The organism is Halomonas sp. H2 (assembly GCF_050215315.1).
Classification (GTDB): Bacteria; Pseudomonadota; Gammaproteobacteria; order Pseudomonadales; family Halomonadaceae; genus Vreelandella.
On sequence record NZ_CP189760.1, the window covers coordinates 3591340 to 3608524 of the forward strand.

15 protein-coding genes and 1 tRNA gene are annotated in these 17185 nt (G+C 55.2%); 8 read left to right on the forward strand and 8 right to left on the reverse strand.

Annotated features, from left to right (window positions below):
* The first annotated feature begins 107 nt into the window (after positions 1 to 107).
* Positions 108 to 1817 carry a methyltransferase domain-containing protein gene (locus ACQE2I_RS16615; RefSeq protein ID WP_427029148.1) on the forward strand — a complete coding sequence of 570 codons (1710 nt, stop codon included), beginning with the start codon at positions 108 to 110 and terminating at the stop codon, positions 1815 to 1817.
* A 160-nt stretch (positions 1818 to 1977) separates the two neighbouring features.
* Here ACQE2I_RS16615 and ACQE2I_RS16620 read toward each other — a convergent pair.
* Positions 1978 to 2054: transfer RNA gene (locus ACQE2I_RS16620), tRNA-Arg, on the reverse strand.
* A gap of 144 nt (positions 2055 to 2198) precedes the next feature.
* On the opposite strand from ACQE2I_RS16620, the gene ACQE2I_RS16625 reads away from it, so the two are divergent.
* Positions 2199 to 3203, forward strand: a complete 1005-nt coding sequence (locus ACQE2I_RS16625) for a TRAP transporter substrate-binding protein (protein ID WP_427029149.1) — start codon at positions 2199 to 2201, stop codon at positions 3201 to 3203.
* A gap of 107 nt (positions 3204 to 3310) precedes the next feature.
* Positions 3311 to 4276, forward strand: coding sequence for a LysR family transcriptional regulator (locus tag ACQE2I_RS16630; protein ID WP_427029150.1), 966 nt, complete (start codon positions 3311 to 3313; stop codon positions 4274 to 4276).
* Between the two features lie 14 nt (positions 4277 to 4290).
* Here ACQE2I_RS16630 and ACQE2I_RS16635 read toward each other — a convergent pair whose 3' ends face one another.
* Positions 4291 to 5682 carry an FAD-binding oxidoreductase gene (locus ACQE2I_RS16635; protein ID WP_427029151.1) on the reverse strand — a complete coding sequence of 464 codons (1392 nt, stop codon included), beginning with the start codon at positions 5680 to 5682 and terminating at the stop codon, positions 4291 to 4293.
* Positions 5683 to 5950: 268 nt separating this feature from the next.
* On the opposite strand from ACQE2I_RS16635, the gene ACQE2I_RS16640 reads away from it, so the two are divergent.
* The 5 genes from ACQE2I_RS16640 to ACQE2I_RS16660 all read left to right on the forward strand — a co-directional run bounded on the left by ACQE2I_RS16640 (position 5951) and on the right by ACQE2I_RS16660 (position 10746).
* Positions 5951 to 6988, forward strand: coding sequence for a TRAP transporter substrate-binding protein (locus ACQE2I_RS16640; protein WP_427029152.1), 1038 nt, complete (start codon positions 5951 to 5953; stop codon positions 6986 to 6988).
* Between the two features lie 27 nt (positions 6989 to 7015).
* Positions 7016 to 7513: a TRAP transporter small permease gene (locus tag ACQE2I_RS16645; protein WP_035555317.1), complete on the forward strand. Its 498-nt coding sequence runs from the start codon at positions 7016 to 7018 to the stop codon at positions 7511 to 7513.
* Entirely contained in the window at positions 7510 to 8772 is a 1263-nt protein-coding gene (locus ACQE2I_RS16650; RefSeq protein WP_427029153.1) for a TRAP transporter large permease, read from the forward strand. The genes ACQE2I_RS16645 and ACQE2I_RS16650 overlap by 4 nt, the downstream gene beginning before the upstream one ends.
* 212 nt (positions 8773 to 8984) lie before the next feature.
* Positions 8985 to 9911: a YihY/virulence factor BrkB family protein gene (locus tag ACQE2I_RS16655; RefSeq protein WP_427029154.1), complete on the forward strand. Its 927-nt coding sequence runs from the start codon at positions 8985 to 8987 to the stop codon at positions 9909 to 9911.
* A gap of 70 nt (positions 9912 to 9981) precedes the next feature.
* Entirely contained in the window at positions 9982 to 10746 is a 765-nt protein-coding gene (locus ACQE2I_RS16660; protein ID WP_427029155.1) for an SDR family oxidoreductase, read from the forward strand.
* Between the two features lie 7 nt (positions 10747 to 10753).
* On the opposite strand, the gene ACQE2I_RS16665 is transcribed toward ACQE2I_RS16660, so the two are convergent.
* The 6 genes from ACQE2I_RS16665 to ACQE2I_RS16690 form a co-directional block, all read right to left on the reverse strand.
* The gene (locus ACQE2I_RS16665; protein WP_427029156.1) at positions 10754 to 11302 is read right to left on the reverse strand and encodes a copper chaperone PCu(A)C; all 549 of its coding nucleotides are present in this window, start codon (positions 11300 to 11302) and stop codon (positions 10754 to 10756) included.
* Positions 11303 to 11546: 244 nt separating this feature from the next.
* Positions 11547 to 13076, reverse strand: coding sequence for a tripartite tricarboxylate transporter permease (locus ACQE2I_RS16670; protein WP_427029157.1), 1530 nt, complete (start codon positions 13074 to 13076; stop codon positions 11547 to 11549).
* The gene (locus tag ACQE2I_RS16675) at positions 13076 to 13528 is read right to left on the reverse strand and encodes a tripartite tricarboxylate transporter TctB family protein (protein ID WP_339935658.1); all 453 of its coding nucleotides are present in this window, start codon (positions 13526 to 13528) and stop codon (positions 13076 to 13078) included. The genes ACQE2I_RS16670 and ACQE2I_RS16675 overlap by 1 nt, the downstream gene beginning before the upstream one ends.
* Positions 13528 to 14526, reverse strand: a complete 999-nt coding sequence (locus tag ACQE2I_RS16680; protein WP_427029158.1) for a Bug family tripartite tricarboxylate transporter substrate binding protein — start codon at positions 14524 to 14526, stop codon at positions 13528 to 13530. Before ACQE2I_RS16680 ends, ACQE2I_RS16675 begins: the two co-directional genes overlap by 1 nt.
* Before the next feature lie 162 nt (positions 14527 to 14688).
* Entirely contained in the window at positions 14689 to 15444 is a 756-nt protein-coding gene (locus ACQE2I_RS16685; RefSeq protein ID WP_427029159.1) for a response regulator, read from the reverse strand.
* A 52-nt stretch (positions 15445 to 15496) separates the two neighbouring features.
* A complete protein-coding gene (locus tag ACQE2I_RS16690) occupies positions 15497 to 17182 on the reverse strand; it encodes an ATP-binding protein (protein ID WP_427029160.1) in 1686 nt (561 codons plus the stop codon).
* Between the last annotated feature and the right edge of the window lie 3 nt (positions 17183 to 17185).

The following is a 17185-nucleotide window of genomic DNA, read 5'->3' on the forward strand; positions in this document are numbered from 1 at the left end:
ACTGCTTTTGGCCGATAGCTGAAGTGCCCAGCATCTCACTCACCCCTGAGGTGCACAAAACTGGTAAGGTTAAGTGCTATCCCGTGGCTGCTTCCTAAGGATTTGGCATGGCGAATAACCATCCATTCATAGCGTCAATGCGTTTCTACGACGACCACGCTCATCGATTGTTTGACCAGTACCAGTCGCTGGGCTTTGAACATGCCCATGGTGAATGGCTGCATCAACTTCCTGAGCAGGCAGGTTTAGCACTAGATATTGGCGCTGGAAGCGGGCGCGATGCTAAGGCACTTGCGGAGCGGGGTTGGCAGGTGATGGCGGTAGAGCCAGCGGTAAAGCTGAGAACGCTAGGGCAAAGGCATACGCACGAACGGGATGTCAGTTGGATTGACGATACTTTGCCTGCCTTAAATTGCGTCCGCCAGCTTTCACAGCGCTTTCAACTAATTCTGGTATCAGCGGTATGGATGCATTTATCCCCTATTGAACAGCAACGTGCTTTGCGTGTGATTTGTTCACTATTGGCGCCCGGTGGACTTCTGGTGATTACCTGCCGCGAAGGCCCGAATAGCGATGAACGTCAGTTTCAACCGGTTAACGTGGCTGAATTAGATAGCTGGGCACAAGACTTGGCATTGCTGCCAATGCAGGCAAGCTTGAATAGCGATCAACTTGGCCGCAAAGCTGTTGCCTGGCATTTGCGAGTTTTTAAATTGCCTGATGATGGCACCGGTGCCCTGCCCTCTCTTCGCCATATTATCGTCAACGACGACAAGGCATCTTCTTATAAACTTGGATTACTTCGCACGTTGACGCGCTTAGCTGACAGTGCACCAGGAATTGTGATCTCACGCACAGAAGAGTGGGTTACGGTACCACTAGGTGCGGTAGGCCTTTTTTGGCTTAAGCTTTACCGTCCTTTGTTAATAGAACATCAATTACGTCAAGCACCCGGCATTAAAGGCTACGGGTTTGCTAAAGACGACTTTTATCGTCTTAAGCAGGTCTCCCCCCACGATTTGCGTATTGGGTCACCTTTTTACGATCCTAACGCCGCTGCCACGGTTATGCGCGCCATTCGTGATGCTTGTCAGACGATTCTCAAGATGCCTGCCCACTTTACTACCTGGCCCGGCAGCCTTCGCCCCATGTTTGACGGTAGTTATCAAGGGATACGTATTCGCGAGCAGGCCGTTCGACTCGATAGCGCTACGCTGGCTTCTTTTGGAAAATTTCGTATTCCTACCTCGCTGTGGGACTCGATGAGCCGCTATGCCTGCTGGCTGGAGCCAGCGATAGTGCATGAGTGGGTGCAACTTATGCAGCGCTACGACGCGTCTTACGATATCGGCAAACTACATCAAGCCTTACAGTGGCAGGAAAGTCGCCGGAATACACAGCAGGTTCGCCAACTGGTGAGTCAGCGCCTGAAAGACCCCTCGCCGCTTCCCTGTGTTTGGTCCCAGAAAGATTTACACCGTTGGACTTATGCAGTAGATCATTGCTTTCCTTGGTCGCGTTGGAACAATAACGATCTGTGGAATTTGTTACCTGCCACTGAAAAAGCCAATCATGCAAAGTCCGATCTCTTGCCTTCCGCGGGAGTTATGCAGAAAGCCAAGCAAGATATTTTGCACTGGTGGCACTACCTAGACGATGACAAGATAGTTCGTCAGCAGTTTCATGACGAAGCTGCCGTTGCGCTTCCTCTTGCCACCTCATCTGCCACTCTGGATATGCTGTTTGATAGCGCTCTACTGCAACGCCAACGATTAAAGGCCAATCAGCAGCTAGCTGAGTGGATGGGCATTGCCTAATAATTATGGAGTGCCCATCATTGTGCCCTTGAAAGGCCGAAAGTCATTCATAAAAGATAAGCTTAATTGTGAGGACTGAACATAGCGGGCACAAGATGGGCACCATTTGGGCACACACACAAAAAAAGGGCCTACGCGTTAACGTAAGCCCTTGAAATTATGGCGCGCCCGGCAGGATTTGAACCTGCGACCCTCGGCTTCGGAGGCCGATACTCTATCCAACTGAGCTACAGGCGCTTGTGGGTGCGTATCGTAACTGTGCAGGGGCGCTGTGTCCAGCCGTATGGCGCTTGAGTACCTTTAGTCAATTGACCGTTTTCCCTGGTGTGGTGCATGCTTTGGGAGCACTTCTGCACCTTAGTCCATTGGGAACACAATAATATGAAAACATTTGCACGTAGCACGCTGGCACTGGGCATCTCACTGGCGCTGGTGAGCGCCGCGAACGCCGCGAACGCCGCTGATTTTGCTGATATGGATCCTGTCACTCTGCGCCTGGCCCATGTGGTCAATGAGCAGGATGGTTTCCACATCGCCGCCACCAAATTTGAAGAGCTGGTAGAAGAGCGCACCGACGGCAAGGTAGATATCGAGATCTACCCCAACGCCACCCTGGGTGACGAGCGCACGTTATTAGAAGGCATGCAGATCGGCACTGTGGATATGGGCGTGATCACCAACGGGCCAGTAGCCAACTTTGTCGAAGAGATGGCGGTGTTTGAACTGCCGTTCCTATTCCCTTCCCCGGAAGCCGCTTACGAAGTGCTCGATGGCCCGATTGGCCAGGAGCTGCTTGATAAGCTTTCTGAGGTGAACCTAAAAGGCATGGCCTACGCAGAGCGCGGTTTCCGCAACCTGACCAACAGCCAACGCGCGGTAAATTCGCCGGAAGATTTGGATGGGCTGCGCATTCGGGTAATGGAAAACCCGGTGTACACCGACACCTTCCGCGAGCTGGGCGCCAACGCGATTCCCATGGCGTGGACTGAAGCGCTCACCGCCATGCAGCAGGGCACTATCGATGGCCAGGAGAACCCGGTGAACGTGATTCACTCGTTCAACCTGGATGAAACCCAGAACTACATGACTCTCTCCCGCCACACCTATGCGCCAGCGATTTTTGTGATGGGTATGCCCGCCTGGAACCAGCTGCCCGAAAACGCCCAAGAGGTACTGCTAGCAGCGGCCCAGGAAGCGGCGGAGCATGAGCGCCAAGTGAACGCAGAGATGGAAGCCGAACAACTGCAAGCCCTACGCGATGCAGGCATGGAGATCAACGACAATCCAGATATGGAAGCCTTCCAAGCCGCCGTCGCGCCGGTGTATGAGAAGTACGGCGAACAGTTCGGTGACTACCTACCGCGCATTCAGGAGGCGCTCAAGTAATTTGCTGCCCATCGAGGCAAGCCCGACAGTAGATAAAATGCTTTTACAGCAGTGGCTAAGGGCTGTTCCCGCGCCGGGACGGCCCTTCCAACCAAGAGACACGCCTGATGGCTGACACCACCAATACGAAGCTGGCGAACAGGCTCAATAAGATCAATCTCAATTTACTATTGGTTTTTCACACGCTGTATTGGAAAAGGAGTTTGACGCTCACCGCACAAGCGCTCTGCCTGACGCAACCGGCCGTCAGCCACTCGCTGAAAAAGCTCCGCCTGTTAATGGACGACCCGCTTTTCATCAAGACGTTGGACGGCATGCAACCGACCCCGCTTGCCCGGCAGATGGATGCCGCCGTAGCCAAAGGGCTGTTCTACCTTGATCAGGCTGTTCACAGTAATAACGAGTTTTCGCCTGCCACATCAAAGCGGGAGTTTCGGGTCAGTTTGGTGGACTATGTCAGCCAACAGCTGCAACCCAAGCTTATCCAGCACTGCTTGGAACACGCACCAGACTTGTGTTTCAACATGCTCTCCACGCGCATCGCTAGCGCGGAAGGCGCCCAGCAGGTTCTGCAAGAGCACGATATCGACCTGGCGGTGGTGCAGTTCGAAACCTTGCCGCTCACCTCGCATCATGAGTACCTGTTTGACGATGTGATTGGCTGTGTGGGTGATGCGACATTTCATGGCGAGAGCAGCGCCATTACCCTTGAGGCTTTTTTAAACTCCCCCCAGGTCGCTTTGTCCCATCGTGAAGACAGCCCGCTGTTAATTAATGAAAAACTGAGGGAGCTGGGGTTAGAGCGGAAAATCGTCGCCAAGACGCCCTACATCAATCCACTGCAGGAAATATTGGTGTCCACAGCGCTGCTCTGCGTGGTGACAGAGAGCGCCGCCAGGGTCATTTGCCGCAACAATAGCTTGAAGTTCTACGCTCTGCCCCTGGACGTCCCAGCGTTCAAAGTCTGCCTGTGCTGGGATGAAAGGAAGGATCACGATCCTGGCATACACTGGTTGCGGCAATTAACACGGGAACTGATGGCACCAGCCCCCTCCGCACTGGGCGACCCTTAATCAAACCGCCAAACTCACTCCACCGCCACGACTTTGCCACGATTCAACAACAGCTTGGGATCCAGAGCGACTTTCATGCGCTTCATTAAAGCGATCTCCTCGCTGGAGCGGGAAATACTTAGGTAGTCGCGCTTTTCGAGACCAATGCCGTGTTCGGCAGAGATCGAGCCGCCGTACTCTTTCAGGGGCGAGTAAACCAACTGCTCAACTTGGCGGCGGCTTTGCGAGCTATCGTCGCGCACCGTGATCATGATGTGCAGGTTGCCATCGCCAAGATGGCCGAACACGATCATTTTACCTGTTTGCGGAAACTGCGCCTTGAGGTCTTGTTCCAGGGTATCAACGTACGCATCCATATGGGGAATCGGCAGGCTGATATCATAGGAGAACATCGGCTTCAGTTGGTGCACCAGCACTTCGATATCCTCTCGGATCGCCCAGATGCCCTGGCGCTGGGCACCGGAACTGGCTAGCACGGCATCGGTGATCAAGCCGTCTTCCATCGCCTTTTGCAGAATCTCAGAGAAATGCTCCGCATCCTGGGCGTCATCTAGCCCCAGGGTTTCGATGATCGCGTAGAAAGGCGAGTCGTCGGCCAACGGGGGCGCGTGCTTGCCGCTCTCGGTAGTGACCAGCTTGTAGTGGCTATTCCACAACGCCTCGAAGGCGCTAAGGCTATTGGCGAGCTCTTGGGAGACCTTGCGTAACAGCTGGGTCAAGGCATCGAAGGAGGGCACCGCGACCAGCGCGGTTTGTTCGCTGGGCATATGTGGCTGCAGCCGGAGTACTGCGCGGGTGACGATACCCAGCGTGCCTTCGCTACCGATAAATAGCTGCTTGAGGTCATAGCCAGCGTTATTCTTGAGCATTTTGTTCAGCGAGCTGACCACGGTGCCGTCGCTGAGTACGGCTTCCAGTCCCAGCACTTGCTGGCGCATCATGCCGTAGCGAATGACCCGTATTCCCCCGGCATTGGTGGCGATATTGCCGCCAATGGTGCACGAGCCCCGGGCGCCGAGGTCGAGCGGAAACTGCATATCGATCTCTGCCGCGGCTTCCTGCACACGCTGGAGCGTCACTCCGGCCTGAACCTGAATCGTAGAACCGACCAGGTCGACCTCTTCGATCTGGTTCATCAGTTCCAGGGAAACCACCAGCTCCTCGGGGCTGGCTTCACCCCCGTGCACAATGCCGGTCATGCCGCCATGGGTCACCACCAGCTGGTCAGCCTGGTAGCATAAGGCCATCACCCGGCTGAGCTGTTCGGTATTGCGGGGCCTTACAATGGCCTTGGCACGACAGGGCGCCCCGGTAAACCAGTCGACACTACGCTGGGAGACATCTTCACCGAGCAGCACGCCTTCTGGGCCGACTACCGCAACTAGGTCGTTAAGCAACTTATCCATTGGTTATTCCTGTTTTAGCTGGCGTTGCCATGGGTAGCAAGACTTAGCCATCGACTAAGCCTTACAATTACCTTCCAAGGCATTTAATCAATCGTAATGTTTGCAGGCTAGCGCTAACCATCACCACTCTCAAGCCCCAGATCTATAAAGATTTTTTGGATTATTATCGCGAATGGTGGAATGAAAATAAGTAATTTGCCCTGTTAGTTCGATGTGATATAGATGAAGCCCAATAAGACCATAAGAACAGCCACCACTAGGAGATAATGTGAATAACCGCGCCCGTTTTACCGCTCACGCCGCATCCTGTAATACAAGCAAATTCAAACAGTTAAAATTGACATTGCTATGCGCTGGCCTGCTTGGTTTACCGCTCATGGCCCACGCCGAGGAAATAACCCCTACCAACCTGCGCTTAGCAACCGTGGTGAATACAGAAGATACTTACCATATCGCCGCTGAACGGTTTCAGCAGTTAGTCAGCGAACAGACCGACGGTGCGGTCTCTGTCGAGATCTTCCCCAACGCCTCTCTGGGAGACGAGCGCACTATTCTGGAAGGAATGCAGATCGGCACCGTCGATATGGGCGTGATCACCAACGGGCCCGTGGCCAACTTCGTTGATGAGTTCTCGGTTTTTGAGCTGCCTTTCCTCTTCCCTTCCGCCGAATCTGCCTACTCCGTGCTGGATGGTGAGATTGGCCAGGAAATACTGGGCAAGTTAGAGGATGTGAACCTTAAAGGGCTGGCATTTGCTGAGCGCGGCTTTCGTAATATCACCAATAGCCAGAACGCGATTAATGCGCCCGAGGATCTCGAAGGCCTGACACTGCGCGTCATCGAGAACGAGGTCTATGTGGATACGTTCCGGGAACTCGGCGCCAATGCCGTGCCCATGGCGTGGACAGAAGCGCTGACCGCCCTGCAACAAGGCACGATTGATGGTCAGGAAAACCCGGTTAACGCCATCCATGCCTTTAACCTGGCGGAAACCCAGGACTACCTCACCATGACTCGGCACATCTACGCGCCAGCGATTTTCATTATGAGCTTACCCGCCTGGAACGGCCTTCAAGAGGAGGTTCAGGAGATCGTACTCGATGCCGCCAGCGAAGCTTCTACCTATGCCAGAGAACAAAATGCCATCATGGAAGCCGAGCAGTTAGCCGAACTGGCAGAGGCCGGCATGGAAATTAATGAGTCGCCCGATATCGCCGCCTTTCAGGAAGCCGTTGCCCCGGTGTATGAGAAGTACGGTGATCAGTTCGGCGACTATCTGCAACGCATCCAGGAGGAAGTGAAGTAAGTGCCCACTCACACGCATCCATTGGTAATGTTGCTACAGCGTACTGAACGCTTTCTGGACGCCATTCTACAGCCCGTGGTCTTTGCGGCCATGGCGGCGCTGATTGGGGTGATTACCCTGCAGATTGTTTCGCGGGTGCTGTTTACCGCCGTGGGCTGGACTGAAGAGGTCGCCCGCTTTCTACTGGTGTGGATCACCTTCTTAGCCGGCACCTTGGCGTTTCAGCGCGGGCGACACATTGCCGTGACCTTTGTGGTGGATGCCCTGCCCGGCCGCCTGCGCCAAATCGCCCGGCTTGCCGCCCTGCTGATTGTTTTGGCGTTTATGATCACGCTGATCGTGATCGGCTACCGCTATATGCAGGTACAGAGCTTTCAGAAATCCGCCTCGCTGCGGCTTTCGATGACTTACGTCTACGCGGTGATGCCGATCTGTGCAGCGATTATGGCCTGGTACGCGCTGGTCGATATCATCGAGCTGCTGATTAACGGTGAAACCTCCCAACCCCAGGAGGAGTCGCTATGACGCTGCTGCTGTTTGGGCTGTTCTTCCTGTTTATGCTGCTGGGCGTGCCAATTGCCTTTGCGATTGGCGCCAGCACGCTCTATGCCCTCTATCAATCCGGCGTGCCGCTGATGGTGGTCACCCAGCAGATGTTCCAGGGCATCAACTCCTTTGCTCTGGTCGCGATCCCGATGTTTATCCTCGCTGGGGATTTAATGGCCCAGGGCAAGGTGAGCGAAAAGCTGGTCAGCTTTGCTGATTCATTAGTCGGCTTTATGCGCGGCGGGCTCTCGGTGGTCTCGGTGATGGCGGGCATGTTCTTTGCGGCAATCTCCGGTTCTGGCGCAGCAACGACCGCCGCGGTGGGCTCTAGCCTAGTGCCGGAGCTTAAGCGCAAAGGCTACGACCCGGCATCGGCGGCCAGCTTGATCGCCGCCAGCGGCACGATAGGGGTGGTGATTCCGCCCTCGGTGCCGATGATCATCTACGCAGTGATCGCTCAGCAGTCCGTTTCCAAGCTATTTCTAAACGGTTTTTTACCGGGTCTGGCGATGGGGCTAGGATTAATGGCCATTGCCATTGCTCAGGCGTATAAGCGCCAGTACCCCAAGGGCACACCGCTCTCGCTAACCACCATCTGGCATACCTTTAAAGACGCCAGTTGGGGATTAATGACGCCGGTGATTATCCTCGGGGGTATCTTCTCGGGCATCTTCACGCCTTCAGAAGCAGCCGTGGTGGCGGTGAACTACGCCATGCTGGTATCGCTGTTTGTGTATCGTGACCTGACCCTGCCGCAGGTTTATAAGCTGCTGATTCGTTCGGCGATGACCACCGCGGTGATTATGCTGGTGATTGCCATGTCGGCGGTGTTGAGTTGGACGCTGTCTAGCTGGCAGGTGCCGGGGGCGATTGCTCAGGCGGTGCTATCGCTGTCTACCAACCCTTACGTGATTATGCTGTTGATTGTGGGGATTATCCTGCTCACCGGGGTGTTTATTGAAACCGCCAGTGCGCTGATTATCCTCACACCGGTGCTGCTACCGCTGGTGTTGCAGTTGGGGATTGATCCGATCCACTTTGGTTTGATTATCGTGGTGGGACTCTCAATCGGCATGATTACCCCGCCAGTGGCGATCAACCTCTATGTGGCCTCATCAATCACCCAGCTGCCGCTGGAGCGCATTACCCGCGCGATCATTCCTTACCTGCTGGGGCTGATCGGGGTTTTGCTATTGGTGGTCTACGTGCCGATTTTGCTGGGCTGGTCAGGTAGTTAGCCGCCCTGACTAATCATCGCTCGTTAGCGCCTCTCATTTTCCGATGTGCGAGGTGCTGCCGATTTTGAAGAGGGTTGAGATTGTCCTGACCTTTCTACCGCCTGGTCAGGGCGACCTTTTTGTTGTTATGGCTAGGCATTTTCTTGCCTGACTTATTACTTGCTATCGCCATCAGCGTATCATGCTCCAAGTGCACAAGGAGAATGGCCCGCATGGTTCGAAAACACGCATTTTTTAGCGCTGCCTTGCTCCTGCTCCCTCAGTTGGCTCACTTTGCTTGGCGTGTCTTACGCAATTTCCTCAAAAACCACGGCGTCCTGCTGGCGGGTGGCGTGGGCTATAACATTTTGCTCTCCATAGTGCCGCTATTTGCGCTGCTCGTGGTGCTATTGACTCAAGTGGTGGATCAGCAGCACCTACTCAATGTGTTAGCCATCCAGGCCCGCCACATGGCGCCCGCCCACGCCGAGGTGTTGTTGGAGGCCGTGCGCAGCCTGCTCGAATCCCGTGATGTGATCGGCATTCTAAGCTTTCCCATTCTGTTACTGTTCAGCTCATTCGCTTTTCGTATGCTGGAAGACGCTCTAGCGATCATTTTTCATGCCCCAGAGAGCCCTCATATCAAGCGCAGCGTCTGGGTATCAGTGATGCTGCCTTACGCCTTTATGGTGGTACTGGGGGCTGGGCTGATGGTACTGACACTGGTCGTCACTCTGGCCAGCTCGCTCAATACCTTGGTAATGCTGCTTTTCGACCGTGAACTGCCATTGGCCGGGCTGTCAGAACCGGTGCTTAATCTAGCCAGTTTCATCGGCGTCTTTCTACTCTTCAGCGCCATTTACAAAGTGCTTCCAGTGGTACAGATCGCCTTACGCCGAGCGCTAGTGGGAGGCTTCGTAGCGGCGCTGATGTGGGAGGGTGTACGATTGTTATTGGTCTACTATTTCGTCAATCTGTCGTTCGTCAATGCAGTTTACGGCTCGCTGGCCACGCTGGTGATCGTGCTGATCAGCTTGGAAGTGGGCACCATCATTTTACTGCTCGGCGCCCAGGTGATTGCCGAACTGGAACGCAATACCCGTCTTGGCCTACCATGGCATATTGACCCAAGTCGCCAGCCTATTACGCGGGTCGATTGAGCAGCCAGGGCCTAGCTGAGTTAGTCTTTAAAAGGCATATCGCAAAACAATCATGCAAGGAATGAGAACGATGACGTTGTTCGATCTAACAGGCCGCACGGCGCTGATTACCGGCTCATCTGGCGGCTTAGGGCTCGCGATGGCTCGCGGGCTGGCGCAGTCGGGCGCTCAAATCATTATCCATGGGCGTAATCATGACAAACTTGAAGCTGCGCGCAACACTCTCTCCGAGGAAGGCCATAATGTGCTCACAACCTCGTTTGATGTTGCCGACGAGGCCGCCATAGAGCAGGCACTTGAAGCGCTGAAAGACGATGGAATCAGTATCGATATACTGGTCAATAACGCAGGTATGCAGCTCCGCCGCCCGCTGCTTGAGGTCGAACTCGACCAGTGGGATAAGGTCATTAACACTAACCTGACCAGTACCTTTCTACTGGGCCGTAATGTTGCTCGGCAAATGATTGAACGCGGTAAGGGCGGTAAAATTATTAATATTGGGTCACTAATGAGCTCTGTCGCGCGGTCAACGGTGGGTGCTTATACAGCTTCCAAAGGCGGGGTGCGTTTATTGACCCAATCCATGGCAGCGGAATGGGCCGAGCATGGTATTCAGACCAACGCTATCGGCCCAGGTTACATGATCACGGAAATGACCCAACCGCTGGTTGATGACCCAAAATTCAATGACTGGCTGATTAATCGCACCCCTTCCAAACGCTGGGGCGTTCCTGAAGATCTTGTCGGCACCGTGGTTTACCTCGCCTCCCCGGCGTCGAGCTACGTCAATGGACAGATCATTTATGTCGACGGCGGCATGTTGGCCGTTATTTAACAGTCCCTTATTCATGCGCCTCATGGTGATGATCGCCATGGTGGTCAACGCGTGCACCTTCTCCCTCAGGCGAAGCGCCTACCGGTAGCACCTGGAGTTCGGTCTCGATACTTCCGGCGTGTTGAAAATCCAGCGTCACATAGATGGGCTGACCTTCTTCAATCGGTGAAGATAGCGCCATAAACATCAGGTGTAGGCCACCAGGCGCCAGGGTTACCGTTTCACCTGCGGGGATCTCAATCCCACCAGGGAGATGCTGCATACGCATGACGTCGCCATCCATCTCCATGATATGGATCTCAACCCGATCAGTAAGTGAGCTAGTAGCGCCTACTAAGGTGTCACTCGCCTCACCACGGTTTGTTATCGTCACGAAACCGCCGCCCGTAGCGGCTCCTGGCGGCGTGGCTCGAGCCCAGGGTTGCACCACTTCCATATGCGAAGCCTGCCCTGGCATGGCGTCGTGCTGGTCGTCACCGTGGTCGTGGTGGGCAGCCAGCAGCGGGGAACTGATTAAGAGAAGAGCCGTTAACAGCGTTGCATAGCGCATGAACATGGTGATCTCCGTTGGTAAGATAGCGAAAATATGGATCCTACAGCGATACTACTCAAAAGACGAGGCCACTATCACCCGGACGCGCGCCCGACGCCACCGCCGAGTTAGAGTATGGCCCTGACGATGCCCTTCCAGCCCGAGCCAACTCACCACCTGTTTCAGCACCTTTGTGTAGTTCGCTACCCAGAAGTAAAAAGCGCCGACTTTCGTCGGCGCCCGTTGCTCAAGATGACTTATTTAAGTATTAATCGCTTTCAGGCGAGCCTGACGTAGGCGTTGCTCCCTTCATCCCACGACGCAGGAGAGGACCCACAATATAAGGCAAGATCAAGCCCAATCCAGCAAAGACCCAAAGGCCGATAGCCAGACCGCTATCCCAAAGAATCATCCAGTCGCCGTCGGAGATATCCATGGCATGGCGCAGGTTCTTCTCCATCTCGGGCCCCAGCAACAAGCCAAGAATCACTGGCACCAGCGGAATCTCAAGCTTGCGCAGGACGTAACCGCCCACCCCAAAGGCCACCATGAAGTAGAGGTCAAAGATGGTGTTACTGATCGAGTAGATACCCACGAAAGCGATCATCGTGACGATCGGCAGCAGGTACATCGGCGGTACGGACAGCAACTTGACGAAGATGCCCACCAACGGAATGTTAAGGATCAGCAGCAAAAAGTTACCGATCAATAGCGCTGCGATCACGCCCCAGACGATGTCGGCATTCTGGGTGAACATCAGCGGCCCAGGGGTGATATTAAGCGAAATCAACAACGCTAATAGTACTGCGGTAGTACCACTACCCGGCACACCCAGGGTTAGCATGGGAACCAGGGCACCGCTCGAAGCGGCGTTGTTGCCAGCTTCGGGAGCCGCCACACCGCGTGGGTCGCCGGTGCCAAAAGCGCCTTTCTTGCCCAGCACACGCTTTTCAAGCGTATAGCTGATGAAACTACCCAACGACGCCCCGGCACCCGGTAGCACACCGGCCACAAAACCCAGCACCCCGCCGCGGAAGCTGGTGGGAAGAATGTCGCGGATATCCTTCCAGGAGAGCGAGAGCTTGTTGACCTTCATCTTTTCCTTACCGCCACCGGCGCGCTCTTCAATGAAGAACAACAGCTCAGAAATGGCAAACAAACCGACGATAGCAATGATGAAGTCCACGCCTTCAAAGAGTTCGAGCACGCCGAAGGTGTAGCGCTGCACACCGGTATTGTCGATACCCACCGTGGCGATCATTAGGCCAATACAGGCGGCGACCACCGTTTTGATAGGGTTCTTGCCAGTGATGCCACCCAGCGTGGCAAACGCCAACATGAAGAGCGCGAAATATTCTGCCGGGCCGAACGTTAGCGCGAAATTAGCCAGCAGTGGCGCCAGCAGAATCAAACCAATGGTGGCGATGAGACTACCGATAAAGGAGGCCACGGCAGAGATAGCCAGTGCCTCGGACGCCTTGCCCTTTTGGGCCATAGGATAGCCGTCAAGACAGGTCATCATAGCCGGTTCATCGCCAGGAATATTCAACAGAATCGACGAAATACGCCCACCGTACATGGCACCCGCATACACTGAGGTCAGCATGATCAGGGCGGTTTCTGGCGCGAGCCCCAAGCTGAATGCCAGCGGAATCAGGATGGCCACACCATTGGCTGGGCCTAACCCCGGCAAGGCACCGATCAAGGTGCCTAGAAAAGCACCCAGCAGGGCGAACATCAGGTTATGGGGCTGCAGAGCAACGCCAAAACCATCTATCAGATAACCTAGAGTTTCCATCAGTTCACCTCCAGGAATGACAACAGACCCAGCGGCAAGGCGAGATCAAGTGCAAAACTGAACAGGAAATACACCACCACTGCCGAGACTGCCCCGGTTATGTAAGCATTCCGTGGTCGAGCCCCCATGCGCCAGCAAAGCGTTCCCACCGCCAACGTGGTGCTAATAATGAAGCCCAGCGGCTGAAGCAGCATGGCGTAAAAGATCAGCACCACTACGGCGATAATTAGCTCGATACCGGTACGGCTCCAAGGCCAGGCGTTATCGGGATCAGGGCGTACGATCAGATAAAGGCTGGAAATTGCCAGCACCACAGCCAGCAGCTTCGGAAAAGTGTCAGGGCCAACGGCTTCGGCCCCACCAAACGGCTCCGGGAACTGAGTCGCGGCCCAGCCGTACGCGACGGCCAGGACGATCATCAAGACCCCAAAGATGCGGTCGTTAAAGGTCATTATTGAATTAGCCCAATATCTTTAGAAAGCTGCTCAATGTCATTGATCTGGTTGAGTACGAACTCTTCAAACTCACCAGCGGTCATGTGGAAAGGCATCAAACCATTCTGCTTCATGACACTCTGCCACTCTTCACTCTGGTAAATAGTGTCCATGGCATCGGTCCAATATGTTTCAGCTTCTTCGGAGACATCCGCAGGCATATAAAAGCCGCGCCAGTTAGGGCCAAGGGCGTCGATACCTTGCTCACGGGCGGTGGGGATGTCAGCTAGGTCGCCGGGCAGACGCTCTTCGGAAAGCACCGCCAGGACGCGCAAGTCGCCGGATTCCATAAACCCTTGGGCTTCGGTGATATCACCGGTAAAGGCGTCCACGTGCCCACCGATCACCTGGGTTAACGCTTCGCCACCATTGTTGTACGACAGGTAGGCAATGCGCGGAAGATTCTCGACATCGGCTGCCTGAGCGGCAATCAGCACTTTGAGATGATCCCAACCACCCTTAGCGCTACCGCCGGCGAACTTAACGCTGCGCGGGTCTTCCTTGAGTGAATCCATCAATTCATTAAGGTCATCGATCTCGGAATCAGCGGCCACGGCGATAATCCCGTAATCCGCCCCTAAGGCACCGATCCAATTGACCTGATCGGCAGTCAACCCGGGGAACTGCCCTTGGGCCAGACGAGTGGTCGTGGCAGTAGAGGCTGCAACCAGCAGATGGTCATCGCCAGCGCGCTTGCTGACGGTATGGGCAAACGCCACACCGCCACCAGCGCCAGCCATGTTGATGGTTTGTACATTCGCCGGCACTAGATCAAGTTCCTGCATGACATTACCCACACTGCGACAGGTAAAGTCCCAGCCGCCGCCCGGGTCAGATGGCGCGATACACTCCACCTTACCTTCCGGTTCAAACGCTGCTGCGGTGCTGGAAAAGGTAACGGCAGCCAGCGGAAGAGCCAGCAGGGTCACGAGTTTCAGGGAAGAGTTACGAGTCATGGCATTCTCCACGTGTCAGTGATGTTGTTGTGTAGTGCTTCTTATTGTGAGACTGCACGCCGCGAACGTTAGAAGAACCCCACCCTGACCGACAAGCTTGTGTGCATAAAAGACAAAAAGTTCTTTATGGGCATTTTGTTCATTTTGTTCACGCCGGCATTCTTATAGCGACTCAAGCCACGCATGTGCCGCCTCCAACAGCCGATAACGCCGCTCGGGTCTCCCTACATCACCATAGCCCAGCTCAGCACTCACCGCCTGTTCGGCGACTAAAAACTCCAAATAACGCCGCGCGGTTGAGCGGCTGGCGCCCATGGTGTGCGCCATCTGCATCGCGGTGAAGGAATCGGGGGCAGCGGCCAGGGCATCAATCACCCGGCGCAGGGTCAGCCGGTCAATGCCCTTGGGCAAGGCTTGAAATCGGGCTTGAGACTGAGTTTGCGATTTAGCCCGCGCTGGTTCACCAGGCTGCAGGCGCGCCAGAACGTGATCCAGCTCGTCTTGATTCATCTCAGCACGGTTGGCCAAGGCTTCGCGCTCGCGCCGAAAGCGGGTCAGCATCTGCGTCATGCGCGCGGCTTCAATAGGTTTAATAAGGTAGTCGAACACCCCGCCGCGCAGCGCTTCGCTGATGGTTTCCACTTCACGGGCGGCGGTGACCATGACGATATCCACATGCACATAGTCGCGGCGAATCGCCCACAGCAGCTCTAAGCCCTCAACGTCAGGAAGATAGGCGTCCAATAAAATCAACTGGATGCTGGCGGCATGCTGCACCATTAGCGCTTTGGCTTCGCTGCCGTTGCGCGCCATCCCCACCACATAAAAGCCATCACTCTGCTCAATAAAGGCCCTATGAATATCGGCAATGCGAAAATCGTCTTCAACGACCAAAATGCCGTATTGCCCATCAGCCATTGCCTTCCCCCTAGCTATCCTGGTCATTGTTACGTTGTTTTTAAAACCATTTTTAAGGCTGTTGCTGAAACTGCTTTTGGCACAGCGAGCGGTCGAGTACCGCGATAAAGCACGCGCCGCCCAGTTCACTCTCTTCCAGGGTTACCTCGCCGCCATGTTGACGGCAGAGCCTTGCCACCAGCGCCAGACCAATACCCTGGTGTTTGCCGGTTTTGGTCGAAACCCCCTCCTGGAAAATCGACTCGGCAAATTGAGCAGGCACACCTGGCCCGTTATCTTCCACTTCGATCAGCAGCTGTTCGCCCAGATCGGTGAAAAACAGCCGCACGTTGGGTTCTTTGCTTGGCCCATTCAGCGCTGCATGGCAGGCGTTGTCCAACAGATTGCCCACTACGCTCATCATTACCTCTTGCCCGGTAGACGTTAGCGGGCAAGCAAGCGAGCTTTGTCCGTCAATTTCCAGCGTCACGCCTAGCTCCCGCGCACGGGTTAGTTTACCCAGCAGGGTGCCGCTAAGCACCGCGTCGGCCACATTGCGCATTAAAAAACTCATCTGCGCCTGGGCACGTTCGGTCTCCTGGTGGATCAGCGCCAGGGCTTCGTCGATACGCTGTAACTGAAGTAATCCTGAGATGGTATGGAGTTTATTGGAAAACTCGTGGGCCTGGGCACGCAGCATATCCACATCACGGCTGGCTTGGGTCAACGCCTGGGAGAGATCGACAATTTCGCGACGGCTGCGGAAAGTGGCCACTGCCCCCTCAATCTCGCCCTCATGAAGAATCGGCACGCGGTTAACCACCACCGGGTGATCGCCCAGCCACATCTCCTGGTCGAACTCTTGCTCGCCGCGGCGGAGCACGTCCAGTAGCCGCGAATTGGGCACCACCTCACGGATGGGCTCTCCCAGCAGCACGTGCTCGTCATCCAAGTTGAGAAAGCGACGCGCCTGCTGGTTAACCAAGGTGATATGGCCCTCGCGGTTAACCGCCAGAATGCCCTCGTGAATCGACTGCAAAATGGCCTCTTTCTCCATCGCCAGCCGCGCGATCTCGTAGGGCTCCAGGCCTAAAATGACTTTTTTAAGGTGCTGCGACAGCCAGTAGGCGCCGGCAAAGCCCAGCGTAATCATCAATGCGACCAGCGCCCAGCCAAGGCTGTTGTAGCGAGCCACGTCCATCGCCACCCGATCCATCATAAAGCCGACGGACACCAGGCCAATGATATTGCCTTCTTCATCCCATATCGGCGCTTTGCCACGCATGGCGGTGCCCAATGAACCGGTCGCCTCCGATACATAAAACTGGCCATGAATCAGCGCTTGATCATTATCGCCGCCGACCATCGGCTGGCCTATCCGTTCAGGCACGGGGTGGGAATAGCGAATACTTCGGGCATTGCCCACAACCACATAGCGCGCGCCGGTTTCCTGGCGTATGCGCTCCGCCAGTGGCTGGATAATGAAGGAGGGGTCAGGGATCGCAAAGGCGTTAATAATCTGCGGCATCGACGCCACTGTTTTAGCCACCGCCAGCGCTCGTTCGCCCATCTGCTGGCTAATAATTTCCGCCTTGCGATGATTGAGGTACGCGCCCTGAGCCAGTAGCATGCCCGCCAATAGCAGCCCGACCAACAGCATCACCTGCAGGCGAAAACTGCGCTTATACCAACTTCGCCTTGCGCGGGTTCGCCGCCAGCGCTGCAGGTCGGCTAATGTTCGGGGGCGAGAAACGCTCATAAG